Raw genomic sequence first — 25,633 nt, 5'->3', positions numbered from 1 at the left:
TGCTCGGCGCACAACAAAAAGCCCAATGACCGAAATCATTGGGCTTTCAAAAGGACTATTGTGCTAGATAATTCGCTATCTAGTGAGCCGATACTCGACTACAAGTTGGGGCCTGTTGTCGGGTTTTGCGGTAGGTTTTGACTTAAACGCTGCATACCTTGATACATGCGGATAAACCAGACCACAATCGCAACACCACCAAACAGCATGCCTACATACGGAATGTAGTAAGCGATGTCATCGATAATATGGTTTTGATACCAGTAATCGTTCACACCGATTAACACCCCGTTAGAGGTCGCTACCGTTACGATAAGAACGACGAAGAACGTCAGGTTCAAGAAGAAAGAGCGAATTAATCCGTAGTAATGAGTATCCACTACTTCACCATCTTCGCCTTTGTCTAAACGATAACCCGCGTAGATAATCGCAATCACACCAGAGATAAGACAAGTAAATGGCGTAAAGCAGCTTAGTATGTAAGCGACCCAAATACCTTTATGAGGTTTGTTCATTCTTATTCACCCCTTCCGTTTTCTCTGTTGCTGCGTTAGCGCTTTGTTCAACGCCGTTTTTCTCTTGTTCCATCACTTCTTTGTACCAAAGATCATGGTGCTCTTTAGCCCAAGTCTCATCAACTTCGCCTGTTACCATGCCTTCTAGTGCCCCTTCCATACCGAACAAGCCGATGTAGATGTGGAACACAAAGCCACAGATAAGGATCAAAGCAGCCAACATGTGGACTAGGTTTGAAAGCTCCATATCACGACGCGTTTGACCGAAGATTGGGAAGTCTAAAACCAAGCCACTGATCGCAGCCACACTACCCATTACAATCAATAGCCAGAACAGCGCTTTTTCACCCGCGTTCGAAAACTCTGCAGATGGATGAGAACCTTTATGTTTCCCAACCATACCGCCCAGTTTCATGAACCACTGTACATCGACCATCTTGAAAATAGACTTGCGCCACCACTTGATGAGAACAGCCATCAACAGCACATAGAAAATCGGGCCGATGTAGTTGTGGTATTGCTTCGCCAATAGAACGATGAAGCCCCAAAGGTCTGTTGGAATGTACGGCTTCAAGAAGTGCTTACCGTAAACCAACATCAAACCACTGAACGCCAGTGTTAAGAAGGTAAACGCCATACTCCAGTGCAAGGCACGGTCTAGTCGAGACCAACGTTTGATCTTACGGCCTGTTCTTGGCGCACTCAGCATTAATGGGCCAATCACAACGTACATTAGAGTAACGAAAGCAATACTGCCAAAGATAGCGACAGCACCGGCTGGTGACATCCACTTCTCTTTCAATATGTACCACGTTTGACCTGGGGTACTGATCAACACACCGTGCTCAGCCGATTGAGATGTGGTGTAACCTTCTTCACCGTTTCTTACTTGTCGCCAAAAATCAGCGCCAGCAAGTTGTGTGATTTCTCTTTCAGCAGAGCTCGATTGAGTTTGTGATGAGTTCGTCTCAGATGCATGACTCAAAGGAGACAGCATTGTTAGTGCTGCCAACATTGGCAGCACAACAAGGAAGAGACGCTTAAACATTGTAAGCATATGTCTCTCCTAACTAGCTCTTCATCGCATCGTAAGAAAGGTCGTTGCCGTCTGTCCAGCCTGCACCCTTCGCACCACGTTCAACAACACGCTGACGGAATACATCAGAGACTTTCTCTGCATCACCCGCTAGTAGTGCTTTGGTCGAACATAAAGAAGCACACATTGGTAGCTTGCCTTCAGCAATACGGTTCGCACCGTACTTCTGACGTTCTTCCACAGAACCTGGCTCTGTTTCTGGCCCGCCAGCACAGAAGGTACATTTGTCCATTTTACCGCGCTCACCAAAGGCTTCCTGTTTAGGAAATTGAGGTGCGCCAAACGGACAAGCAAACAAGCAGTAACCACAACCGATACACAGATCTTTATTGTGAAGTACGATGCCGTCCTCCGTATGTTCAAAACAGTCTGCCGGGCAAACTGCCATACAAGGGGCATCAGTACAGTGCATACATGCGACTGAGATAGAGTTTTCACCCGGTTCGCCATCGTTCAGTGTGACAACGCGGCGACGTTGAATACCCCATTCCAGAGCATCATCATTTTCATTCTTACATGCAGTGACACAACCGTTACATTCGATACAACGTTTGGTGTCACAAAGAAATTTCATTCTAGCCATTTTAAGACTCCTTACGCTTTACGAATATTACAAAGGGTTACTTTCGTTTCCTGCATCAAGGTGACAGGGTCGTAACCATATGTGGTTGCTGTATTGGCTGCTTCGCCAATAACGTAAGGATCAGTGCCTTCTGGGTACTTAGAACGCAAATCTTCGCCTTCGAACTTACCACCGAAGTGGAACGGCAAGAACGCCAAACCCGGTTTAACACGACGAGTAACCATCGCTTTCACCTTGATGCGGCCTTTCTCAGCACCTTCAACCCAAACATCATCGCCATCTTTGAAGCCAATGTCGTTTGCGTCTTTCGGGTTCACTTCAACAAACATCTCTTGTTGAAGTTCTGCTAGCCATGGGTTTGAACGTGTTTCTTCACCACCACCTTCGTACTCAACCAGACGACCAGACGTAAGAATAATCGGGTATTCACCAGACTTATCTTGGTCTTGAATGGATTTGTACAACGTAGGAACACGGAAGATTGCTTCCTTGTCATCCCACGTTGGGTAGTCAGCGACTAGATCACGACGTGGCGTGTAAAGTGGCTCACGGTGCAGTGGTACGCGGTCTGGGAATGTCCAAACAATCGCACGTGCTTTCGCATTACCAAATGGGATACAGCCGTGTTTAATTGCCACACGTTGGATACCACCTGAAACGTCAGTCTTCCAGTTTTTGCCTTCAGCAGCCGCTTTCTCTTCTGCAGTTAGATCATCCCACCAACCCAGTTGTTTCAGTAGTTTGTCACTGAACTCTGGGTAGCCGTCTTTGATCTCACAGCCTTTCGAGTAGCTGTCTTCTGCCAGTAGGCTTTGACCTTCAAACTCAACACCAAAACGAGTACGGAAGTTACCACCACCTTCAGCAACCGTCTTAGACGTATCGTAAAGGATGTGTGTACCCGGATGTTTCATCTCTGGTGTGCCCCAACATGGCCAAGGTAGACCGTAAGTCTCGCCATTTGCTGGACCGCCTTCTGCTTCTAGAGACGTTTTGTGGAATGTGTGCCAATTCTGTTGGTGTTCTTTCAAACGCTCAGGGCTTTGGCCTGTGTAGCCGATTGTCCACATACCTTTGTTGAATTCACGTGTAATATCTTCAATCAGTGGTTGGTTGTTCTCAACACGGATGTTTTTGAACAGCTGATCAGAGAAACCAAGCTTCTTAGAAAGCAGGTACATGATTTCGTGGTCAGGTTTAGATTCGAATAGAGGATCAACAACCTTGTCACGCCACTGTAGAGAACGGTTTGACGCCGTTACACTGCCGTAGGTTTCAAACTGAGTCGTTGCTGGTAGCAGGTAAACGCCGTCGGTACGATCATTCATTACCGCTGCAACCGTTGGGTATGGGTCAACAATAACCATCATATCCAGCTTCTGCATCGCTTTTTTCATCTCTGGACCACGAGTCTGAGAGTTCACCGCGTGACCCCAGTAGAACATGGCACGGATGTTTTCGCGCTGGCGAATCTTGTCTTTGTCTTCAAGTACGCCATCAACCCAACGAGATACAGGAATACCTGCACTGTTCATTGGTTTTTGACCGCCGTATGCGTTGTCGTCGAAACGGCCTTTCACCCAGTCAAAGTCGATATCCCAAACTTTTGACCAGTGACGCCAAGAACCTTCAGACAAGCCGTAGTAGCCTGGAAGTGTGTCTGACAGTACGCCAAGGTCAGTTGCGCCCTGTACGTTATCGTGACCACGGAAGATGTTTGCACCGCCGCCTGATTTACCGATGTTACCTAGCGCAAGCTCAAGTACACAGTAAGCGCGTGTGTTGTTGTTACCAGTCGTGTGCTGAGTACCACCCATACACCAAACGATACAACCCGGACGGTTTTCAGAAAGTAGTTTCGCGGTGTGGTATACGTCTTTTTCACTAACACCAGTTACGCGTTCAACTTCTGCTGGGTTCCACTTCGCGACTTCTTCACGGATCTCGTCCATGCCGAATACACGTTGTTTAATGAACTCTTTGTCTTCCCATTGGTTTGCAAAGACGTGCCATAACACACCCCAGATAAACGCAACGTCAGAACCTGGACGAAGAGAAACGTAGTGATCTGATTTCGCAGCAGTACGCGTACGACGAGGATCCGCAACAACGATCTTACAGTTGTTCTTCTCTTTCGCGATCAAGATGTGTTGCATCGCTACTGGGTGAGCTTCTGCTGGGTTTGAACCAATGAACAGCATCGATTTACAGTTGTGCATGTCATTGAACGAGTTTGTCATTGCACCGTAACCCCAAGTGTTCGCAACACCGGCTACTGTGGTTGAGTGACAAATACGTGCTTGGTGGTCAACGTTATTGGTGCCCCAAAGCGAAGCCATCTTACGGAATGCATAAGCTTGCTCGTTACTGTGTTTCGCACTACCTAGGAAGTAAACTGAATCAGGGCCAGACTCTTTACGAAGTTCTAGCGCTTTGTTACCGATCTCTTCAATCGCTTGTTCCCAAGAAAGCTTCTTCCACTTACCGCCTTCCAATTTCATTGGGTACTTAAGACGACGTTCACCGTGGCCGTGCTCACGAAGTGCTGCACCTTTCGCACAGTGTCCACCAGCGTTGAATGGGTGATCGAATGCAGGCTCTTGACCTGTCCATACGCCATTTTGAACTTCAGCGTAGATACCACAACCCACAGAACAGTGAGAACAGATAGTACGTTTCACTTCTGTTTTCGCTTCTGGATCGACTGATTTAGCCTGTGCTTTCTTCATCATACCTGGTGCAAATAGACTTGCGCCTACCACTGCGCCACCAGCAGCTAATGAAGTGTTTTTCATGAAGGCACGTCGAGACACACCTAGCTGATTGGTTTCTTTGCTCACACTATCGGAGCGTTTGACAAGTTTCATCCGTTATCTCCTAAAGTGTGTCGTAGTAATCGCGAATGTGTTGCGTCTCACGATACCCTGTCTTCTTCACGTCTTCTTTCGAAATTTCAACAGTTTCTGAAGCGGTTGCCACTTTAGTTGTACCAGCGACAACGGCACCAGCAACGGCTGCAGTCGTCAAGCCTTTGAGTAGATCCCTACGGCTTGTATTTATATCTTTATTATCTTTCATCATTGCTTCCTTACCTTACGGTAGATCTTTTTTTGGAGGCTTAATGCCCCTCTATCGATATAATCGCGTACTGCTCGATTACTCGTAATCAGTGACGTTTTTCACATCAATCTTTAATTTGTGCTTACTGCTTTTTGTATTCACGCTAAAACGCACTTGTTCTAACGTTAAGAATGCTTCACACAGTTGAGCGGCCGATTTGTAGAAGTTCGCGCTTTCTGCCCCTTCAAGCTGACGCGTGAAAGAGTTAAACCAAGGGCCAAGGTGCTTATTGAATACCGCCTGTTGCAGTGCTTCTTCTTCAGCCGTTAGCATCGCCATCACTTCACACAGTGCTGCGATATGATCTTCCGGCTCTTTCACTTGATCGTCACGCTCAATGCCTAAAAGCTCTAAGTCATGACGAATCTCTGCCAATGGTTTTTCCATCATGGCGCCAGTGCGATGCCAAGAACCAAATGGAACGACTTCTCCACGCCCAATACCGATGAACAAATCTTGATATTCGTCTTCAAGAGCTTCACGGTTTGATTCTGTTGCCGCTTGTTGAATGGCAATCCAAGCCTTTTGCATTGCGCTTTCAGACGCTTCAATATCGAGTGTTTTTAGAAAGTCGATCACCTCTTCAGAAGGTGCGCTGCGAAACAGTGCGGATAGAACCAAATAGATCTCAGTTCTTAGTGTCTGTTCTTGTGCCTGATCCAAATTCGTTTCCAAGGCTAACTCCTAGTATTTCAATTGTTTCAATGGGTCTTGAGCCATTGAATCGAACATATCCACCACACGGCAGTCTTCACACATAGCAATACGATTAATCGCTGCTTCATCTGAAAAGTGCGAGTGACCGCGTAACTTGTTCTGTAACATGTCAATCATAGACTGAGGTGCGAATGGTTTATGGCAACGTACACATTCCGCAGCTTTCTCTTCATGAATCACAACTGCTTTTTGACGTTCTTCTTTTACCCAGTTCATACGAGGCGTAAGAGTCAGAACATTTTCAGGACATGCCTTTTCACACAAGCCACATTGAATACAGTCTTGTTCTACAAATTTAAGTGATGGAGAAGCCCCGTCGGTATGAAGCGCACGTGTCGGACACACAGCCACACAGCTCATACATAACGTACAATCTTTGCTATCACACGAAACGTTGCCGTAAGGTGCGTTTGACGGAAGCTCAACAACATTTTCAACAGGAATACGAGCTGAAGACATCGCATCAAGTGCTGTAAATAGACGTTGGCGCTTGTTGCCTTGAAGATCGCCAAGTGCAAGGTCGAATGAATCCACACAAAGTGTTGGAGGACATTCACGTAGAGATTCTAAGTACAGAATATCGATGGTTTCTTTTGGAATACCGATTTGATCTAGTAGTTCTTGAGCAATCCCTACTTCGTTATTTAGAACACGAATGATCGTTTCTGGCATAAAGCGAGATGCGGCAAACAGAACCTGAGTTGCGCCATTAACTAAAGCTGCAAACCAAGTATCGATACCAATAGATGGCAGTTCTTCTACGACAATTGGAATCACGTTATCTGGCAGTGCTTTTAGCGCCATTACATTGTAAGTCTCATGACGAGAGCTACAGATAAGTACGATTGGATCCAGACCGCCCGCTTGCTCATAATTAGCTAGCGTACGTTCAATAAACTTTTGAGTGTCATCAGGGTTTGGCAGCGCATAGGTAATCGCTTCTGTAGGACAACTAGTTGCACAAGTACCAACGCCTTGACATAGGTAAGGGTTAATCTCAATCTTGTGACCCGTCTTATCAGAGCCTTCACTTGATAGTGCGCCAGCAGGACAAGCATCTACACAACGCTCACAGCCTTTTACGCCACGAGAACTGTGCGCGCAAAGGTCAGTGTCGAGACGGAAGAACTTAGGCTTATCAAATGTGCCCATAAGCGTTGGAATCTCTTCCAGTGCTTCAGCAAGTTTTGGATAGCCACGACCTACTGGGTAATAACCCGGTACAGGTACTTCTTCTGTCATGCAGCTATTCAGACATAGGTCTAAAACAACATCGAAACAATCGTGATTAATCGCGACTTTCGCTAGATTGCTTGATGTGCCTTTGTTTTCGATCACAACTTCAAACGTGCCAAGGAAACCGGATACTTGAACCGAATTCGCGAAGTACAGTTCTGGGTTTGTGCCCTTTTCGCCATCTGTTGACAATAAGGTTAGGCTCGTCAATTGAGGTAATTGAGCCGCAGCACTTTCAATGATCGCAGTTGGACCAATAACAAGTGTATTACCGCCGCTTTCGTAGCTAACAGTAGGTGGAATCAGATTTGTTAACTCAACTGTATTTTCAAATGCATACAGTCTTGCTTTAGCGTTATTTGAATTTGCTTGTTCTAATAATTGTTTAAGCATTGCTCAGTTCCATCTTTGGACATGGATAATCTGTTCAACCTTTATTGTAGTAAGCGAGAGAGAACTTGCTGAGTAATCCGTTAACAACTAACCCTTTAGCCAGTGTGTCGTTCGTCAGACCGTGAACTCGTCTATCTACAAAAAAGTTGATAATGAACGTTATTTTGCAAATGCCATGCCAATTTAATATGCCTTATATTTCAGTGATTTAATCCTATATAACGTTTATTGTGCGTATAAAAAAACCGCTTGGGACATTTTGTCGCAAGCGGTTCATTGAGTGTTTAGTCAAAATGTACCTATTCTTTGTGTGGTATATTTTGTCCCACCTCTTTCAGGTCTGCTTCGTCTGACATTGTAGCGTTATTATCCGATACTGTGTTTTTATACAGTTCTTTTTCTTGTTCGGTTATTTCGGCACTTTCTGACGTTTCAAGTTTATTATCAGATACCTCAAGATCGCTTTCAGAATTTTCTAAAACTTCACCTTCGTCTTTATTATCAATGATTTGCTCTTCTTCTGGCGCAGTTTCTTCTTCCGTTTTGTCTTTAACCCAATCACGCAAGGTTTCCGCGACCCCTTCAGAAAGAGACTTCAAATTACTGTAATCGTCGTCGTAATCATCTAAACCATCACGAACGTTGAATTCTTCTGAGAGGAATAATTTACGCAATGCCGCTTTTTTTACGCTTTCTGAAGCTTCTGACACCAATAATTGAGCAACAGACAAGTCTTCAGTCGTTTCTGATGCTATCTCCTGAGAGTCAATAGTTTGAGAATCGACAGCGTGTTCTGGAGACTCTTTTTCCAAAGTTCCACGTTCTAGTGACTCCGATGTTTCTGCGTCTATAGATGAAGCAGCAGACGAAGCCTCAGTGGAAGTAAGCTCAGTTTCCTCAAGCGTTTGTTGCGCTTCTAAAGGTTGGTCGGTTGATTTATCAAGCTTTCGTTGAGACCAACGGCTAAAAAAGTTAGTTGCCATTTGATCGACCCGCGCCTTTACGTTTCTTACGTCTTGCTTCTAATAACTCGCCATGACGACCGATGAATGCTTCCATCCAAGCTTGTACAGGCAATGGCATGTCGTAAGACAATACTTGGTTATCTCCGTCCATGTATTGGCCTGCGACTGTTTGTGATGCTGTCAGTAATTGAATAATAGGTTTACCGGAGTCAACATTATCCATAACTAAGAATAGCTTAGGTTGCTGAGAGCTTAGATTGAAGCGGTAGTCGGTACGTTCGTCTTTGTGCAACTGAAGCAAACATACGTCTGGGGTTTCATGTTCAGGTGATAATTCAAAACCGATGAGTTCCCATTGAGTTGTTACCCAAATGCCAGTTTTGATCTCTTTCTCTATTCTTTGGACACCTATTGGCCAAGCTGATTCTGTTTTTTCGTAGTGTTCTTGGAATTCTTTTATCTCAGACATACTGCACCCAATTGATTTTCTTTATTCTGATCGTACGTAGGACATTTTGTACTTCGCATAATCATATACCCCCTACAAAGCAATAAACACGCCAATACATTTTAAGTCCTGCTCCGTCTTTAGTGCGTTTGTCGTAAAGTTACCCCTATAACGTTAGTCGATCGCGCTGGTTTGAGACAGTTAGTCTCGGTGAACTCTCATATTTTGCGCTATTTTAATCGAATGCTTCATGTTTTCTCGAATAGCCGCTATTTTGGAATGAGAATTGCTAAATGCTTGAGTTAAAGCTAAGACTGACTAAGTGACAGAGAACGCATGTATTCTAAAGAGTCGTATGATGACTCTTGCCTAACTTCTTATCCCTTATAATCGCTATCTCATTAAGTAGGACGTGACTGTGGTAAAACCAAACATAATAAAAACCAGTGAAAACCCACTTCAGACCATCGAAGTTGAAGTGTTTGATGAATATGGCGAAAAGCTAACGAAACAAATTGCGTGCGAGCGCCCTCTTACCGTTATGTTGAACTGGAAAGAGATCGTAACTCTAATGACATTGGGTTCACGCCCGGAAGCATTAGTCTTGGGTTATTTGAAAAACCAAAGCTTCCTTTCTGATCCAGAAGCCGTTGAATCAATCATAATCGACTGGGAAACCAGCTCAGCAGCGGTTATCACCAAAGAAGATACGAGCCAACTTGAGCAAGCGCTTAAGAAGAAGACAGTTACCTCTGGCTGTGGCCAAGGTACCATGTATGGCAACGTGATGAAGCAATTGGAAGATTACCAAGTGCCTCAAACCAAGATTAAGCAATCTGAAATCTATACGGCTCTAGAAGCGCTGACTCATTATAACGACACCTACAAGAAAGCGGGTGCGGTTCATGGCTGTGCTGTTTGCAAAGACGACAAGGTTCTATCGTTTGTTGAAGATGTTGGCCGACACAATGCCGTTGATACATTGGCTGGTGAGATGTGGCTTAACAAAGAGACAGGTGAAGATAAGATCTTCTACACCACAGGCCGTTTAACGTCTGAGATGGTGATTAAGGTTGCGCAGATGGGAATCCCTGTTCTACTGTCACGCTCTGGCGTTACACAAATGGGCTTAGATTTAGCGCAGAAGTTCGGCATCACTACGATTGCTCGCGCTAAAGGTTTACGCTTCCAAGTGTTCACGGGTGCAGACAAGATTGACTTTGATGTGAAAGGTGAATAATCAGCAGTCGGAAAAAAGCGTAGGTTTGATTGGTGATTCACTAACCGCTTCTAATTGTAAAGTTCTGATGTAAATAGTTAGTGACCCATCAAGGATAAATACATAGAAACTTAGCTAGATACAAAAACGCCGTCATGCTTTTTAGTATGACGGCGTTTTTAATTTTCAATTTATAGCTTAATTTCCAACGCATAGAGTTGAAAACTAAGGCTAACTTAAAGCTTAGCCGCGTGCTTTCAAGAACTCAGCGTAAGTACCGCGGAAATCGTTGATCTTGCCATCTTTGATTTCAAGGATACGAGTTGCAAGCGAGTCTACGAATACACGGTCGTGAGATACGAAGAACAATGTGCCTTTGTAGTTCTCAAGAGCCAAGTTAAGCGCTTCGATAGATTCCATATCCATGTGGTTCGTTGGTTCATCCATAAGAAGGATGTTTGGCTTGTGCATCATGATCTTGCCAAGAAGCATACGACCTTGCTCACCACCAGAGATAACCTTTACAGACTTCTTGATGTCGTCTTGGCCAAACAGCATACGACCTAGGAAGCCACGAACAACTTGCTCGTCTTCGCCTTCTTGGCGCCATTGGCTCATCCAATCAAACAAGTTCATGTCTGTCTCGAAATCGTGTGCGTGATCTTGAGCGTAGTAACCGATGTTTGAATTTTCAGACCACTTGTACTCACCTGTGCGAGGCTCAAGAGCGCCAGCTAGTGTGTTAAGTAGTGTTGTTTTACCCACACCGTTCTCACCGATGATAGCAACACGCTCACCTACTTCGAAAATACCGTCGAACTTGTTGTATAGGTCTTCTTCAAAACCTTGAGATAGGTTTTCAACCACAAGTGCGTTACGGAATAGCTCTTTAGACTGTTCGAAACGGATGAATGGGTTTTGACGGCTAGACGCTTTAACTTCGTCTAGTTGGATCTTATCGATCTGCTTAGCACGTGACGTTGCTTGCTTCGCTTTAGATGCGTTAGCAGAGAAACGAGATACGAACGTTTGAAGTTCAGCAATTTGTGCTTTCTTCTTAGCGTTGTCAGACAGTAGACGCTCACGAGCTTGAGTCGCAGCCGTCATGTACTCATCGTAGTTACCTGGGAATAGACGAAGTTCGCCGTAATCAAGGTCAGCCATGTGTGTACAAACAGAGTTTAGGAAGTGACGGTCGTGCGAAATGATGATCATTGTGCAGTTACGTTGGTTTAGCGTGTCTTCCAACCACTTGATGGTGTCCATGTCCAGGTTGTTCGTTGGTTCGTCAAGAAGCATGATATGCGGGTCTGCAAACAGTACTTGAGACAATAGAACACGAAGTTTCCAACCCGGTGCTACTTCGCTCATCAGACCGAAGTGCATTGATTCTTCAATACCTACCGCTAGAAGAAGCTCACCAGCTTTAGCTTCTGCCATGTAACCGTCCATTTCAGCGAACTGAACTTCAAGGTCAGCCACTTTCATGCCGTCTTCTTCGCTCATTTCTGGCAAAGAGTAAATGCGGTCACGCTCTTGCTTAATAGCCCAAAGCTCTTTGTGACCCATGATAACCGTGTCGATTACCGTGAATTCTTCGTAAGCAAATTGGTCTTGGTTTAGCTTAGCAACGCGCTCGTTTGGATCGTAGCTTACGTTACCAGCACTTGGCTCTAGTTCACCAGATAGGATCTTCATGAACGTCGATTTACCACAGCCATTCGCGCCGATTAAACCGTAGCGGTTGCCTTCGCCGAACTTAACTGAAATATTTTCGAAAAGTGGCTTAGCGCCGAATTGTTGGGTGATATTTGCTGTGGAGATCAATGCCATTACCTTTTTAATGTGAAAAACGCCGCAACGTTACTTGTTCAAGGCTTTAACTGCAAGTATTGATTGCAATTACTGGCCATTAAGTGAGTGATAACCTAGCCAAATCATAGTTTGAACTGACTCACATTTTTGGTTTTCTATTTATCGCCGTAAAACCGTCGATTTTAAGGAAAAACAAAATATCGAACAGCGCACCATAATGGGCGGTATATAACGTCCCAAATCATGCCAACCATTGAATATATCGTATGCTGATTGGTCACAGTAAAAGCCAACCCGATCAACGCAACAGAAGACATAACAAAGATGCTCAAATATTAGGGTCTGTTGATCTTTCGAGCTGATTTTTGCAGCACTTTGTGGGAAATTTCTACAAGGCAGAGGCTTTGAAGTATAGCTAGCCTACATGAGAAGCTGATAACGCAGTAGAAATGAACCACAAAGACTGCCCGAAGGGTTCGGCTAGAATCGTTTTATGCTTTGTTAAGAAGTATTAACTTAGAATGACTAGGCTACATACTCCTTGCCGCGCCTAAAACGATTCTATCTCGAACAAAATTTAACCACGAAAGGTCAACAGACCCTTGCCTAATCCCTGACAATTTCATGACAAAATCGCTCGAAACAGGAATAAAGTACTCGCCCCCGACACGGGGTTGGATTTCACAAAGTCAGATTATCTAACTATAGTAATCCTAACCTCATAATTCTAAGAGACTTTTATGCGTTCACTATCGCGCTTCTTAATCCTCACTTTGGCCATTCTCTCTTGGCCTAGTCATGCCAACTTGGAATATGACTTACAATCTCAGCCGCAGGTATCCGATTCTGCTGTTGATCTCGATGATCGAATTGATTCGTTACCCGACCCCCTCTTTATGGAGCCGTCGGACAGACGCCAAGTCAATATATTGCTCGCTGAAGTGCTACAAGTTCAAAAGCAGGAAATCAAAACCTTCGAGCAACAGATAAAAGCCTACAGAGCAAACAACGACGCCGAACAATGGTTTGCCGTTCAAACCAGCTACGTCACGTTGAATAGCTTGAATGTGAGCAAGCAACACCTGTTAGAGCAGACGAACTCCGCTAATAAAGAGCGCCTAACGGGTTTTGGCCCTTACGGCGTAACTCAATTTAAACAAGAGTGGGAATTAACCAAGCTCAACATTGAGTATCTTGTTTACTTCCAGATTCGTAGCTTTAAAGCGCTCGTTAAAGACATCTTTATTTCGCCAGTGCCTGTGATTGGTGCATCGTTAAAAGTGTTGTTTATCTATTTTGGTTTAGCGTGGTGGCTTGCCAACAGCACTCGCTTGATCGAATTGTTCAGAATTAATTTTCTTGAAGCGAAAACGAACCCTCCATTTTTAGTACGTGTGATCTGGTACATCAGCCGCGCTGATCGTGCGATTGCTTGGTTAATTGCGATTACGCTTTCTCTAAGAGTGCTCTCCAGCATCCCTAGCCTGCAACACCTGATTTTCCTTGAGATCTTCACTTGGTGGATTCTAGGTGGTTCGATTGCTATCAGCTTTATTTTGGAATTTGCGTATCGTTTGGGCCGCACATCTAATCAAGAAGTGATTGCGCTGCGCCTATCGACCATTCGCCGTTATGTTTGGAGCTTCATTGTTGCGGGTGTGACTTTGCAAATATCGAGTATCACGCTAGGCAAAGGCACTATCTATAGCTGGATCTACAGCGCCCTATTTTTCTGGTTTGTACTGGTTACCATTTCAGTGCTTAGATTATGGCGTGCGAAAGTCTTCGATACGCTGCAACACATCTCTGATCGTCCGGTATGGGTGAACTGGGCAGTAAACCGCAAGGATACCTTCTTACTTAATATATTTGCGACGGCCATTGGCATCGTATGGTTGAGTGTTTACAACTTCCAACACCGCATCATGGCCTTACTGTCTAATTACACACTGTTTAGCCAAGCTTTGGCGTACCTGTTTAGAATTGAAGTGGCTAAGCAGTCTGACCTTGACAAGAATCAGCAAAACTTGGTTCGAATCAAAGGCGATCAAACCTATGAATACATTCTTCCGGGTAATATCGACAGCACGCTGATTGATTACGCCGGTGATGAGGTTAAGCAACTGTCTCGCTACTTGATGTCAGACAGCCCTGCTATCTGTATTGTTTCAGGTGAACGTGGTGTGGGCGCAACAACGCTGCTTTATACCCTGCTGCACAAAGTCTCTAACGCTGAACCTGTCTACGTAAGTTGCCCTTACGCTGGTTATCAAGAGCTGTTAGCGCATCTAGCGGTGAGCATCGGCTTGGAAGAGAAAGCGACTGAGATTCAGATCTTGGCTCACCTTCGTAAAAGCAAGACCACGTACTTGATTGCGATCGATAATGCACAGCGTCTAGTTAAGCCAATGGTTGGCGGCTTGTCTGATCTGATACGTTTAACCAACCTACTGCGTCGTTCTAAAAAGAACCACCGTGTCGTGATATCGATCGCCAAATCAAGCTGGCGGTTTGTCGATCGAGCGCGTGGCGAACGTTTGCTGTTTGACTTGGTGTGTTTCCTTCCGCGTTGGACAGAGAAACAAGTCGGTGAGCTTCTAAATAGCCGTATTAATACGGAGCTTGAGAAGCCGTTATCGTTTGATGGTTTGGTGGTGCCTAAACAGTGGGACCAAGATGACATGAGCGAGGAAGATCGCGCACGCCAAGGCTTCTACCGAATCTTGTGGCATTACTCTGATGGTAACCCTACCGTTGCGTTGCGCTTCTTCCGACTCTCATTGAATCGAAACAAAGATACCGATCAAGCCGTGGTGCGCTTGTTCCATGTTCCAGAAGCACAAGAACTAGAAAACATGCCAAAACCTATGCTGGCTGTGCTTCGTTCTATCGTGCAGTTGGAAATCGCGTCTCCGGAAGTCTTGTCTGATTGTACGCAGCTAAGCACGGCTGAGATAACCGGCATTCTGCGTTACTTTGAAAGCCGTGGTTATATTGGTTGGCATGAAGAAAAGGCTCGAATTTCCGAGCACTGGTTCCGCCACATTACTAACGTTCTCGACCGTCAACATCTACTGGTGAAGTAAAATGAAGAAGTTATTTATCCTACTATTTGTTGGCTTGGCAAGTGCTGTCAGTTTCCCGATCTTTGCGACGGAAGAGTTAGCCAATGTAGAAAACATCTCAAAGATAGCGAGTCTAGTGCGATGGAGCGGCGTGTTCTTCTCCATGATCGTTATTGCTGCGATGTGGTTACTGCTTAAGTTTATCAACTCGATGGTGACCAGTTTTGGTAGCCAATTCGTGCAATATCGTATGCTGCTACAGAAACTGCAGTCGTTTACTCAGTTCTTTATCTATGTGAGCACAGGTCTTATCGTGTTCATGATGAGCTTTAGAATCAACGACCAAATACTGGCTTTGATTGGTGGTACCCTCGCAGTGTCAGTCGGCTTTGCGCTTAAAGATTTGGCAGCTTCATTCATCGCGGGCATCACGGTAATGATTGATAGGCCCTTTCAAGTTGGTGACCGCGTCACGTTCGAAGGCAACTACGGTGATATCATTACCATTGGTTTGCGTTCAGTGCGAATGAGAACCCTGAACGATGACATCATTACCATTCCGAACAACAAGTTCTTAAATGAAGTGACCACCAGTGGTAACTACGGTGCGTTGGACATGCAGGTGGTGATTCCGTTTTACGTTGGTATGGATGAAGACATCACCCTAGCCCGCGATCTGATTCAAGAAGCGGCGTCTTCAAGTCGTTATATCCACTTGCCGAAACCTGTAACGGTTTTGGTTAAACAGACGATTACCGATAACTACCTAGCAATACAGCTAACTTGTAAGGCTTACGTTGTGGATACTGCGTATGAGAAGCTGTTTGAAACCGACATTACTTTGCGTGTGATGAAAGAGTTTAAGAAGCACAACATCAACCCACCGAAAATTTCAGTAGCGGCGCATTAGGCTTGATGCTTTAGACGTTTGTTGCTTATAGCAAATGACTAGCCATAAATAAAAACACCTCCGAACTTATCGCAAGTGCGGAGGTGTTTTTTATGAGCTTTTTATCTTTAAGCTAATAGTCCTATTGATGCTAAACCTTAAAGTATTTCAATTGCTCAGTAAGGTGTTCTGTAGTGTTCGCCATTTTCTGACTGTCTTCTGCGAGCGATTGTGAGGCTTGGAGTACCTCATTTGCAGCGAGTTGAGATTTGGTTTGCGATAGATTAGTAGTGCGGAATATTCGTGCTTGGGCTAAAACGTTCGTGTAATAGCCCAAGCGCGTTAGAAATATTATCAGATGATAATATCAGTGAATGAGTTCTTAGAACTTATAGGTTTGATACAAGCAATTGAGGTGTCGCTTTCTGTTGAAGATAGATACTAAAGCAACTTCCCTTACCTACCTCAGATTCAACTCGGATCTCGCCGCCAGTTTGGCTCAATATACTCTGAGATACTGACAACCCTAAGCCCGTGCCATCTCGTTTGGTGGTATAGAAAGGCGAGAAGATACGTTTCAGTTGTTCTTCCTTAATACCGCAGCCTTCATCTTGAACATGAACGATAGCGCCATGAGACACACCATTTTCAACCCAGTCTTCACTCGAAATGGTTAACGTGCCCTGACCGTCCATTGCATGAATCGCGTTCATTTGTAGGTTAACCAGAATCTGTAGCAATTGGTTTCGATTGACCTCGACTGAGGTTTTAGCGTTCAGCTGCGATACGTACACAATGCCTTTCTTCTTCGCACCTGTTTTTACGAGCGTAATACTTTCATCCACTATTGGGTTGATATGTTGCCACGTAATTTCGTCTTGTACGCCGCCGTGACGGCTGTATTGAAGCAGGCTTCGTGTGATATTTCGAATTCGGTCAATCTGCTCCATGATCGCGTGGACTTCCTCATCTACACGGCTCACTTCATCGCCCAGTTCAAACTTCATCAGTTCAACGTTGCCAAGAATCACGGCGGTTGGGTTATTGATCTCATGAGCAATACCTGCCGTTAATTCACCTAACGCGGCCAGTTTTTCATTGACCACCAGCTTATCTCTGGCTTGATTGAGAAGCTTGATGTGCAGTTCGAGTTCTTCAGTTTTCTCTTTCAAACTCGCGGTACGAGAATGCACTTTGCACTCTAGTTCAGACGCCGCTTGTTGAATCTCTTGATTGCGCTCGTGCAGTAGATCCAACATCTTGTCGAATTGTTTAGCGAGCAGTGTCAGTTCGTGTTGATCATCCAAACCTAGCGTACCAATGCGCTTGTCTTGCCCCATCTGGACTAGCTTGACGACCTTATGAATGCGTTCAATTGGGTTAAAAAGATCACGCGCACCACGGTGAACGATCAAGCCGGATGCCAACAGCAGCAACACAATGGTAATGCTGATTTCGCCAAGGTTGGTCAAGTAGGTTTCTATCAGCGGCCAAATCAAATAACCGGTGTAAAGCATGCCAATCACATTGTTAAACTGGTCATGGATTGGTTGGTAAGCTGTGATATACCAAGCATCGTAAACATACGCTCGATCTAGCCACTCTTTACCTTCATTTAAGACTTTCGAGTGAACCTCGTGAGAAACACGTGTACCAATGGCGCGCCCTACACTGTCTTCACTGCTCAAAGGCACGTTGGTGCTAACACGAAGATCATCAAGGAAAACCGTGACCGTTCCTATATGACGATTAAAACCTTCTCGTTGTGGATAGATAAGGTTACTGATTTGGTCAACAAGTTGAGTACTGTTATTCAGTAAGATCCCACCATCCAGAAAACCAATCACATGATCATGTTCATCTTTGATGGATACAACGGTTCGGCTTACCAATCCGCGAGTCTCGACCTCTTGCCCGTTGAGCATCGGAACTTCCGCTTTTTTAGCGAGGTCACGATCGAGATAATTGAGTTCATTACGGCTTAAGACACTGAAAAATGAGGGCTTGTGAGTTAAGTTTAGATATTCGAGTTTCTTTTCCATGCTCTCGACACTGCGCCAGCGCAGAAAATCGAGCTCATAGCGAGATTTGTTCTCAGACACCCAGCGCGTTAGCTCTTCGTGTGAAAGATCACTCGCAAGTTTGGTTCGAAAGTTATAAGACTCGGCGAACGCACGAACGTTGTATGCTTGCTGATTTTGGATCAGGTGAATACTGTTATCGGCAACATCCAAACGCTCATCGACATCAATCAGAGCGCCCTGCCACGTGTAATGTATTGACCAATACAGTGTGATAGCCACAAGCGCGCACAAGGTCAGAATGATCGGAGCAGATGTAAGGAATAATAATCGGTAGCGAACCATGGTTTTGAATCGGAACGCCCACTTTGACCACCAACGACGTCTAATCGGCATATTCAGAGCCTTCTGTGTTCCAATCTTTGTACTTACGCTCTAGCGTTTTACGTGCGACGCCAAGATCTCTTGCAGCTGCCGATTTATTGCCATCATGAAAACTAACCAGCTGTTCTATATGAGATTTTTCCACTTCTTTGAGTGTCCAAGTGTTTGGATAACCCTCGGCAGCGTCTGCATTATTCAAGTTTGGCATTTCCGCACCATGTGACACCGTCACTGAAATGCTAGCAGGAACAGGATCACCATTAATCTCGCGCCAATAGTGTGCTGGTGGCTTGTCTAAAAGAATGCATCGTTCGACTAAGTTTTTAAGTTCACGAATATTTCCCGGCCATTCGTATTCGTTCAACGCCAAGATATCTTCATGTGCCCAATTTGGAACTGGCATGCCAAGCTCGCTCGATAAAAGACGAGTAAAGTATGGAACAAGTTCAATCAGGTCTGACGGGCGCTCTCTCAATGGCACCACATCAATCTTAAGTACATTGAGTCGGTAGAACAGATCGCGGCGGAAGTGCCCTTTATCGACCTCTTCTTGAAGATTTCGGTTGGTCGCCGCCACCACTCGTACGTCAACGGAAATTTCCTTCTCGCTACCGACTGGACGAATGGTTCTTTGCTCTAACACGCGTAACAATGCAGCTTGCATTGGCAGTGGCATTTCACCAATTTCATCAAGGAACAAGGTGCCACCACTTGCGACTCGGAAAAGACCTTCACGGTTTTTCTTCGCACCAGTAAATGCGCCTGATGTATGTCCAAACAGTTCACTTTCTAGAAGCTCTGGAGCAATCGCACCACAGTTGATTGGCACAAATGGACCTGTGCGTTTACTGGCTTCATGTACACCACGAGCAACCAGCTCTTTGCCCGTACCTGACTCACCTTCTATAAGAACGGATGCTCTTGACGGTGCAAATTGACTGATCAGCAATTTAAGCTGTTTAGTTTTGTCTGAATTGCCGATCAATTCGGTCTTGATATGACGGCTAACATCACGCTTCAACGCGTACTGCATTCTTTGATCAAGTCGCTTATCCATACAACGCAGAACCGCTTGTATCATCTGTTCGAGGTTGAACGGCTTAAGAATAAAATCTGAAGCACCAAGCTTAAGCGCGGATATGGTCATCTCTAGATCGGCATAACCCGTCATGAAAATCACATCGGCACGTTTGTCGTTGTCGTTAAACGCCTCTTCCCACTCAATGCCAGAGCGGCCTGGTAGGTTGATATCAAGGACAATCAGATCAAAATGTTCGCTTGAACGCAGCGTTTCAGCCTCTTCAACCGACCCTGCGCTCGACACCTTGCCAAAGAACTTACCTAGTGCTTTCTTTAAGATAGCCTGCATACCCAATTCATCATCGACGACCAAAACGGAAAAGGCCTGATACTGAGTCAATGTGTTCGGGTTGAGATTGGATGCAGATGAACTAGGTAAAGACATAATGATTAGCCGGTGAGAAAAGTTGGGACAGAGTGTACCAATTAACCTTTTCTCCAACAGGGACAATGTGCGACATTTTGTCCTAGCTCATGTTTTGATTCATTTTAGAGGGCTAAATGACGCAGTTTTGTCCGAAATAACAGCAATTTAATGAGATCTGATGCATGATTTATTGGCATTAAGATTGCTTATAAGGTGTAGATTTCTAATTACAACAATTAGCGTCTTATGCACATGCCCTTTTTTGAGCCCTTTAAAACTGAAGGCATGTCATTCATTTATAACAGAATGGACATAATAATAATGAAAGCAATTCCCCTAACTATTGCAGCTCTATCTATCGTCAGTTACACGGCTAGCAGCGCGGAAGACACCACTCATATTAAGTTGGCGACAACCACAAGTACTTATCACTCTGGTCTACTGGACTACTTATTGCCTGAGTTCGAAAAAGATTCTGGTATCAAGGTTGATGTTCTAGCTGCGGGTACCGGTAAATCACTTCGCATGGGCGAAAATGGTGATGTTGATTTGGTAATGACTCACGCACCAAAAGCTGAAGCGAATTTCGTAGAAAAAGGCTACGGCGTTTTACCTCGTAAGCTGATGTACAACGACTTTGTGATTGTGGGCCCTCAAAGTGACCCAGCAAAAATTGAATCTCAAAAAGCTGTAGCTGATGTATTCAAAGCAATCGCAACCAACAACGCGACGTTTGTGTCTCGTGGTGACGATTCAGGCACGCACAAGAAAGAGATGGGCATTTGGGCACAGACCAAAATGGAACCAAACTTTGGTGGCTACCGCAGTGTTGGTCAAGGCATGGGCCCTACTCTGAACATGGCGTCTGAAATGCAAGGCTACACCATGACAGACCGTGGCACATGGTTGGCTTACCAAAACAAACTGGATCTTAAAATCCTTTTCCAAGGTGACAAGAACCTATTCAACCCTTACCAAGTAATCCTTGTTAACCCAGAGCGCTACCCAAGCATTAACTACCAAGCAGCGAAAGTATTCAGTGATTGGTTGGTGAACCCTAAAGGTCAGAAACTGATTAACGACTTTAAACTGCATGGCAAACAGCTGTTTGTAGCGAGCGCAGAGTAGTTTTTCGTCAGCGTAGATTCGTTTATAACAAGCTGAGAATGGTTTGTTGTAAGTACTAATTCCAATTAGCACTACGCTTAACTAACCAGTTAACTGAAGCATTTAAAGAAACAATAGCTGGCCAATATAGGCTCAATAATATTGTGTCAGCTATGATTAACATCAGTCATTACCGATAAAGACCTATTATCGATTCACACGAGATACTTCATGACCCTATGGCAAACAACGATTGATGCAATGAACCTACTAGTGAGTTTTGACCACGAATTGTGGAAAATCGTCGCGGTATCCTTCAGCGTATCTTTGTCCGCCATCTCATTGGTGATTGTTCCTGCAATCCTTATGGCTTTCTTATTGGCTTATACCGAGTTCCCCGGGAAATGGGCTCTGCTTTCAGTGATCAACACCCTGCAAGCGATCCCTACTGTGGTTATCGGTTTGTTGATGTACATGATGCTTTCTCGCTCTGGCCCGTTAGGTGATTGGCAATTGCTGTTCACCCAAAAGGCGATGATTCTAGGTCAAATGGTGATCTGTTTCCCTATCCTAGTTGCGATGATGCATGGCGCTCTGCAGGCCAGTGACCGCCGAGCGGTTGAAACGGCGCGCACACTTGGCGTATCAACAACACGCGTGGCGTGTACCTTGATTTGGGAAACGCGTTTTCCTCTGTTGGCTGCAACCATTGCTGCCTTCTCTCGTATCGTGACAGAGGTAGGTTGTTCAATGATGGTAGGTGGCAACATTATGGGGATGACAAGAAACATCCCAACAGCTATTGCCATGGAAAGCCACAAAGGCGCATTTGCTCAAGGCGTCGCCCTCGGTATGGTGTTATTAGCATTGGCATTAGCCCTTAACTTTTTCCTTTCCAGTGTGAGAGGAAAAGGCTATTTAAGAACTTAGGAACGCTGTCATGAGTATAAAAATAACAACGCAGCAAATTTCAATGCGCTACAAAGAGCGTGTTTTGTTCCACATTCCCGAATTGTCGATCGGCCCCAACGATGCCATTTATCTCAAAGGAGATAATGGTGTGGGTAAAACGACCCTACTTAAAATATTGTCTGGATTGATTCAGCCCAGCTCTGGCCGCATTCAGTCTCCGACACAAAGCTGGCAGCAGATCTTATTCCCTAGGCTCAAGTTCAAAGACATTATCTACCTGCATCAAACCCCCTATCTTTTTGATGGTTCGGTGTACCAAAATGTCGCTTATGGCATTCGCTTTAACAAAGAGAGCCAAAAAGATAAGCGAGCTCAAATAATTAATGCATTGAGAATGGTAGGTTTAGAAACCTTGGCAGATGAACACATTTCTGTGTTGTCTGGTGGTGAGCGTCAACGCGTTGCAATGGCACGAGCCTGGATTCTTAAGCCGTCAATCTTGCTTATGGATGAACCAAGTGCCTCTTTAGACAAAGAATCTATTGAAAGATTGGTGATAATGGCCGAAGATCTTCTTCAAAGAGGCGCGAGTTTAGTCATCACTAGTCACCAAACTAACGCGTTAACCGACTTATGTAAGAAGCAATGGTGGATCAAAGACAATACTTTGACCGAATCGCCGCTTCTGCAAGTTATTCAGAAAGATAAAGCACAAGAGAATATTTATGCTGCTTCCAACGCAAACTAGTTGGGTTATTTTGGCTGGCGGACAGGCCAGCCGCATGGGCGGAAAAGATAAAGGACTTGTTGAGCTCAACGGTTCTCCGCTTATTCAATACGTTATAAACAAGCTGTCACAGCAAGATGTCAGCATCACTATCAATGCCAACCGTAACTTAGACAGTTACCAAGCATTTGCTCCGGTTGTTTCCGATTCCTTCCCTGACTATCCAGGTCCATTGGGCGGCATTCATGCTGGCCTTAAAAACGCGAGTACAGACTGGGTCGGCTTTGTCCCTTGCGACAGCCCACAAATCAGTGACGACCTTGTTGAGCGTTTTTGTTCTGCAGTTAAAGAAGACAGCGACATTCTTGTCGCGCATGATGGCGAATTTAAGCAACCTGTATTCACCCTATTCCACAAACGTGTTCTACCAAAGTTAGAAGCGTTTTTGGAACGTGGTGATCGTAAAATCATCTTGCTATACAAAGAGTGTGTTACCGAATACGTTGATTTCAGCGATTCTCCTAACTGCTTTGTTAATCTCAACACGCCAGAAGAACTCACCCAATTCGGAACGCTTCAATAATGAAAGATTCTAAACAACGCCCTAACCTTCCTTTATTGGGCTTTGCTGCTTATAGCGGTACAGGCAAAACGACCGTACTTGAAGCCCTGCTTCCTCTGTTGACTGATGCGGGTTTAAAAGTTGGCGTGTTAAAACATGCTCACCACGATTTTGATGTCGATAAGCCGGGTAAAGACAGTTACCGCTTACGTAAAGCGGGCGCGAACCAAATGTTGATTGCTTCTCGTAATCGTCACGTGATGATGACAGAAACACCAGAAGCCGAAGCAGATTTTTATTACCTGCTGACTCGATTTGATACCAACACGCTTGATCTGATTTTGGTTGAAGGCTGTAAGAACATCGCCTTCCCTAAAATTGAACTGCACCGAGATGAAGTGGGCAAACCTTGGTTATATCCAAACGATAACAACATTATTGCTATCGCGGCAGACAGCCAAGTTGAATCAGAGCTGCCACAAATGGCGATCAGCGACTTAGAAGCGATTCGTGATTTCATCATCGATTACGCGCAGTCCTTTGACCTTGTCTCTACAACAGGCAGAGCCGTGTCATGCTCACCTTCAAAAGACGCAGCGCCAGCTGTTTGTTGTGATTCGTTCTCTCCTGCAGGTTTAACCGTTACTCAAGGCCAACAAAAGATTGTTGATAGCATTGACGCACTCGATCTCACAGAGAGTGTTGAATTACTGCAAGGCTACGGCCGCGTGCTGGCTGAAGATGTGATTTCGCCAATCAACGTTCCTCAGAATACCAACTCTGCAATGGACGGTTATGCAATTCGTAGTGAAGATCTAGAATTGGACAGTTACAACATCGTTGCTGAAGTCATGGCGGGTCACAGCTACGAGCAAATCGTGCAACAAGGTGAAGCCGTTAAAATCATGACCGGCGCACCAATGCCAGAAGGCGTTGATGTTGTCGTGATGCGTGAACAAGCCGTCCAAGATGGCGATAAAGTTAGCTTCCCTGATGCTAAAATCTCGGTTGGACAAAATGTCCGTATGGCAGGTGAAGATTTAGAAATCGGCCAACCTGTCTTTACACGTGGCACACGCATTGAAGCGCCAGAAATGGGCATGATGGCGTCGTTAGGTTTTGGTACCTGCCCTGTTCTGCGTAAAGTGAAAGTGGGTGTGTTCTCTACGGGTGATGAAGTTCAAGCGCCGGGTCACGAGCAAAAACCAAACTCTATCTATGACTCAAATCGTTTTACTATTATCGGCATGCTTCAAAAGCTCGGCTGTGACATCGTCGATTACGGCATCATTGAAGATGATGAGCAGAAGATGATGGATGTGCTGCATTCTGCGTCGCTTGAAACCGATATGGTTTTGACTTCTGGTGGTGTGTCTGTTGGTGATGCGGATTACATCAAGCTTGCGTTAGATAAACTGGGTGAAATCAACTTCTGGCGTATCAACATGCGTCCAGGTCGCCCATTGGCTTACGGTAAGATTGAGAACAAGCCGTTCTTTGGTTTACCGGGTAACCCTGTTGCTGTGATGGTGTCGTTCATTAACTTTGTTGAGCCTGCGATCCGCAAGCTTCAAGGTCAAACGAACTGGACACCAGTAAAAGCAAATGCTGTAGCAACTGAACAACTGCGCTCACGCCAAGGCCGTACTGAATTTAGCCGTGGTGTGTTCTCGATGAATGAATCTGGCGTGCTTGAAGTGAAAACAACGGGCAAGCAAGGTTCAGGTATTCTGCGCTCAATGAGTGAAGCGAACTGCTTAATCGAAATCTCACCAGCGGTTGATACCGTAAAAGTTGGTGAGACGGTAACGATCATTCCACTGCAAGGCCGTGTTTAACTCAAAGCAAACACTTAAATTGACTTGGCAGCTTTTTAATTGATTTAGAAGCTTTTAAGTGATTTGGAAGATCTTCGCCAAGACATAGACGAAGCCCCTTCTATCGAGCTTTCGATGTTAAGGGGCTTTTTGTTCTGTTGGTTTCGTGAAAGACAACCTGTTCGTTGCCTAAAAGACAAATAGCTTAAATTACGCTAAACGTTAGAACGATAATCTTAAGATTTCTTATCATAACCTTGAGCCACGTACGCTTTTTATGTAGAGTGCGCGCAAAGTAATAATTCTATTGGAGAGCACCATGGCTCGTACCATTCTGTACACTTACAAAGACGAAGACAAAGAGTTACTGTTTTCAAAACAAGAACACCGCACGATCCAAGAAGCTGTTGCTGCAGCTGAAGGCATCGATATCTCTGAGTATCTAAAAACTGAGCAACAGCTTGAGTTGATTTCTGATACTAAAGCGGTTCGCAACTACCAAGACAACTACTTCCGCAAGCTTGGCTTTACTAAGCTTACGTTGAAGCAAAAAGACAATCTTGGTGTTGGTAAAAAGAAGAAGTAAGCCCTCTTG

General features: G+C 44.9%; 21 protein-coding genes. 9 read left to right on the top strand and 12 right to left on the bottom strand.

Features of this window, described 5'->3' with window-relative positions; translation table 11 throughout:
* Positions 1-98: 98 nt before the first annotated feature.
* The 9 genes from AB4375_RS08750 to AB4375_RS08710 all read right to left on the bottom strand — a co-directional run bounded on the left by AB4375_RS08750 (position 99) and on the right by AB4375_RS08710 (position 9,094).
* Positions 99-515, bottom strand: coding sequence for a hypothetical protein (locus tag AB4375_RS08750; protein WP_017112083.1), 417 nt, complete (start codon positions 513-515; stop codon positions 99-101).
* The gene (locus AB4375_RS08745; protein WP_017070544.1) at positions 499-1,572 is read right to left on the bottom strand and encodes a formate dehydrogenase subunit gamma; all 1,074 of its coding nucleotides are present in this window, start codon (positions 1,570-1,572) and stop codon (positions 499-501) included. Before AB4375_RS08745 ends, AB4375_RS08750 begins: the two co-directional genes overlap by 17 nt.
* 13 nt (positions 1,573-1,585) lie before the next feature.
* The gene (fdh3B, locus tag AB4375_RS08740) at positions 1,586-2,194 is read right to left on the bottom strand and encodes a formate dehydrogenase FDH3 subunit beta (protein WP_004733723.1); all 609 of its coding nucleotides are present in this window, start codon (positions 2,192-2,194) and stop codon (positions 1,586-1,588) included.
* 11 nt (positions 2,195-2,205) lie between these two features.
* The gene (locus tag AB4375_RS08735; RefSeq protein ID WP_372051345.1) at positions 2,206-5,061 is read right to left on the bottom strand and encodes a formate dehydrogenase subunit alpha; all 2,856 of its coding nucleotides are present in this window, start codon (positions 5,059-5,061) and stop codon (positions 2,206-2,208) included.
* A 10-nt stretch (positions 5,062-5,071) separates the two neighbouring features.
* The gene (locus AB4375_RS08730; RefSeq protein WP_008217926.1) at positions 5,072-5,272 is read right to left on the bottom strand and encodes a twin-arginine translocation signal domain-containing protein; all 201 of its coding nucleotides are present in this window, start codon (positions 5,270-5,272) and stop codon (positions 5,072-5,074) included.
* A 78-nt stretch (positions 5,273-5,350) separates the two neighbouring features.
* Complete coding sequence (locus AB4375_RS08725) at positions 5,351-5,989, bottom strand: molecular chaperone (protein WP_017059621.1); 639 nt, start codon at positions 5,987-5,989, stop codon at positions 5,351-5,353.
* A 9-nt stretch (positions 5,990-5,998) separates the two neighbouring features.
* Positions 5,999-7,660 (bottom strand): 4Fe-4S dicluster domain-containing protein, encoded by a 1,662-nt coding sequence (locus tag AB4375_RS08720; RefSeq protein WP_372051344.1) that lies wholly within the window; start codon positions 7,658-7,660, stop codon positions 5,999-6,001.
* Between the two features lie 299 nt (positions 7,661-7,959).
* Positions 7,960-8,643, bottom strand: a complete 684-nt coding sequence (locus tag AB4375_RS08715; RefSeq protein WP_372051343.1) for a DUF3306 domain-containing protein — start codon at positions 8,641-8,643, stop codon at positions 7,960-7,962.
* Positions 8,633-9,094, bottom strand: coding sequence for a DUF3305 domain-containing protein (locus AB4375_RS08710; protein ID WP_061034050.1), 462 nt, complete (start codon positions 9,092-9,094; stop codon positions 8,633-8,635). Before AB4375_RS08710 ends, AB4375_RS08715 begins: the two co-directional genes overlap by 11 nt.
* A gap of 397 nt (positions 9,095-9,491) precedes the next feature.
* Between AB4375_RS08710 and AB4375_RS08705 the strand changes: the two genes are divergently transcribed.
* The gene (locus AB4375_RS08705) at positions 9,492-10,313 is read left to right on the top strand and encodes a formate dehydrogenase accessory sulfurtransferase FdhD (RefSeq protein WP_017068189.1); all 822 of its coding nucleotides are present in this window, start codon (positions 9,492-9,494) and stop codon (positions 10,311-10,313) included.
* A gap of 222 nt (positions 10,314-10,535) precedes the next feature.
* On the opposite strand, the gene AB4375_RS08700 is transcribed toward AB4375_RS08705, so the two are convergent.
* Positions 10,536-12,119 (bottom strand): ABC-F family ATPase, encoded by a 1,584-nt coding sequence (locus AB4375_RS08700; protein ID WP_009846736.1) that lies wholly within the window; start codon positions 12,117-12,119, stop codon positions 10,536-10,538.
* 728 nt (positions 12,120-12,847) lie between these two features.
* Between AB4375_RS08700 and AB4375_RS08695 the strand changes: the two genes are divergently transcribed.
* Both AB4375_RS08695 and AB4375_RS08690 read left to right on the top strand, forming a co-directional pair.
* Positions 12,848-15,193, top strand: a complete 2,346-nt coding sequence (locus AB4375_RS08695; RefSeq protein WP_372051342.1) for an ATP-binding protein — start codon at positions 12,848-12,850, stop codon at positions 15,191-15,193.
* Position 15,194: 1 nt separating this feature from the next.
* A complete protein-coding gene (locus AB4375_RS08690; protein WP_017059614.1) occupies positions 15,195-16,082 on the top strand; it encodes a mechanosensitive ion channel family protein in 888 nt (295 codons plus the stop codon).
* 368 nt (positions 16,083-16,450) lie between these two features.
* Here AB4375_RS08690 and AB4375_RS08685 read toward each other — a convergent pair whose 3' ends face one another.
* Both AB4375_RS08685 and AB4375_RS08680 read right to left on the bottom strand, forming a co-directional pair.
* Positions 16,451-18,478, bottom strand: a complete 2,028-nt coding sequence (locus AB4375_RS08685; protein ID WP_017059613.1) for a cache domain-containing protein — start codon at positions 18,476-18,478, stop codon at positions 16,451-16,453.
* Positions 18,468-19,931: a sigma-54 dependent transcriptional regulator gene (locus AB4375_RS08680; protein ID WP_029235435.1), complete on the bottom strand. Its 1,464-nt coding sequence runs from the start codon at positions 19,929-19,931 to the stop codon at positions 18,468-18,470. Before AB4375_RS08680 ends, AB4375_RS08685 begins: the two co-directional genes overlap by 11 nt.
* 303 nt (positions 19,932-20,234) lie before the next feature.
* Between AB4375_RS08680 and AB4375_RS08675 the strand changes: the two genes are divergently transcribed.
* The 6 genes from AB4375_RS08675 to AB4375_RS08650 all read left to right on the top strand — a co-directional run bounded on the left by AB4375_RS08675 (position 20,235) and on the right by AB4375_RS08650 (position 25,624).
* On the top strand, positions 20,235-21,041 hold the full coding sequence (locus AB4375_RS08675) for a substrate-binding domain-containing protein (RefSeq protein WP_017068185.1): 807 nt from the start codon (positions 20,235-20,237) through the stop codon (positions 21,039-21,041).
* 210 nt (positions 21,042-21,251) lie between these two features.
* The gene (locus AB4375_RS08670) at positions 21,252-21,950 is read left to right on the top strand and encodes an ABC transporter permease (RefSeq protein ID WP_017067174.1); all 699 of its coding nucleotides are present in this window, start codon (positions 21,252-21,254) and stop codon (positions 21,948-21,950) included.
* A 10-nt stretch (positions 21,951-21,960) separates the two neighbouring features.
* A complete protein-coding gene (locus AB4375_RS08665) occupies positions 21,961-22,680 on the top strand; it encodes an energy-coupling factor ABC transporter ATP-binding protein (protein ID WP_004733775.1) in 720 nt (239 codons plus the stop codon).
* Complete coding sequence (mobA, locus tag AB4375_RS08660; protein WP_004733776.1) at positions 22,658-23,242, top strand: molybdenum cofactor guanylyltransferase MobA; 585 nt, start codon at positions 22,658-22,660, stop codon at positions 23,240-23,242. The genes AB4375_RS08665 and mobA overlap by 23 nt, the downstream gene beginning before the upstream one ends.
* A complete protein-coding gene (locus AB4375_RS08655) occupies positions 23,242-25,059 on the top strand; it encodes a bifunctional molybdopterin-guanine dinucleotide biosynthesis adaptor protein MobB/molybdopterin molybdotransferase MoeA (protein ID WP_017071478.1) in 1,818 nt (605 codons plus the stop codon). The genes mobA and AB4375_RS08655 overlap by 1 nt, the downstream gene beginning before the upstream one ends.
* Positions 25,060-25,357: 298 nt before the next feature.
* On the top strand, positions 25,358-25,624 hold the full coding sequence (locus AB4375_RS08650) for a DUF2960 family protein (protein ID WP_017063882.1): 267 nt from the start codon (positions 25,358-25,360) through the stop codon (positions 25,622-25,624).
* Positions 25,625-25,633: the final 9 nt, after the last annotated feature.

The sequence above is a fragment of the Vibrio sp. 10N.261.51.C6 genome (genome assembly GCF_041471785.1).
Classification (GTDB): domain Bacteria; phylum Pseudomonadota; class Gammaproteobacteria; order Enterobacterales; family Vibrionaceae; genus Vibrio; species Vibrio crassostreae_C.
This window is presented reverse-complemented; position numbering and strand designations above follow the sequence as displayed.